Source organism: Empedobacter sp. GD03861, assembly GCF_029840885.1.
Classification (GTDB): domain Bacteria; phylum Bacteroidota; class Bacteroidia; order Flavobacteriales; family Weeksellaceae; genus Empedobacter; species Empedobacter falsenii_B.
Map to the genome: position 1 here is coordinate 1 of NZ_JAOCDJ010000100.1, position 763 is coordinate 763.

General features: G+C 24.4%; 2 protein-coding genes. One reads left to right on the forward strand and one right to left on the reverse strand.

Features of this window, described 5'->3' with window-relative positions; genetic code table 11:
• Window positions 1-253, forward strand: a 253-nt coding sequence (locus tag N5D03_RS14905) for an integrase core domain-containing protein (protein ID WP_280052121.1), incomplete at its 5' end; no start/stop codon positions are given.
• Window positions 254-435: 182 nt separating this feature from the next.
• Here the strand turns inward: N5D03_RS14905 and N5D03_RS14910 are convergent.
• Window positions 436-763 (reverse strand): hypothetical protein (locus tag N5D03_RS14910; RefSeq protein ID WP_280052123.1); only part of this gene is annotated, 328 nt, incomplete at its 5' end.

Sequence of the window (763 nt, forward strand, 5' to 3'; positions counted from 1 at the left end):
ATTTCATTGGCATGTTCAAGATTTAGGAATGAGACACCGATTTATAAAAGTAGGAACGCCTCAGTTAAATGGGAAAGTTGAACGATCTCATTTAACTGATAAAAAAGAGTTCTATCAACTTTTAAGCTATACTGATGATGTTGATCTAAATCAAAAATTAGAACAATGGGAAAATTTTTATAATTTCAATAGACCACATGGATCTTTTAAAGGAAAAACTCCTTATGAAATACTAAAATTAAAACTAAAATAATTATATTTAAAGTCTACGAAGTCATGAAGTACGACATTCTTAAGTTCATTACTATATGGACACACCCAATTGATAATTTGGGGTTATTTTTAAATCAACTCTTAATTATATTTGAAAAAAGGTTCAACTGTAATACAGTCAAACCCATTTGAAATATCATAATATAAAATTCTGAATAGCTTTTAAGCGTAATTTTTTACATTTTGAATATAATTTCTCACATCGTTTATAAAATTTTTAGATAAAAAAGAACCTTCTATACATTCTTTTTTATTTTTCTCATTAAGCAATACAATTTCTTTTAATTCATGATTCAAATTAAAAACCGCTTCTATTGCTAATAAGTTAAGTTCTACAGTATAATTAGCATCATCTATTTGAGTTTTATTTATAGCTTTACTTAAAGCAAATTGAGATTTTTGATATTCATTAATATAATATATTAAATTATCCAATTCATCATTAATTCTTCCAGTTGTCATACTTATTTTTTTAAAAGGTACACAATAA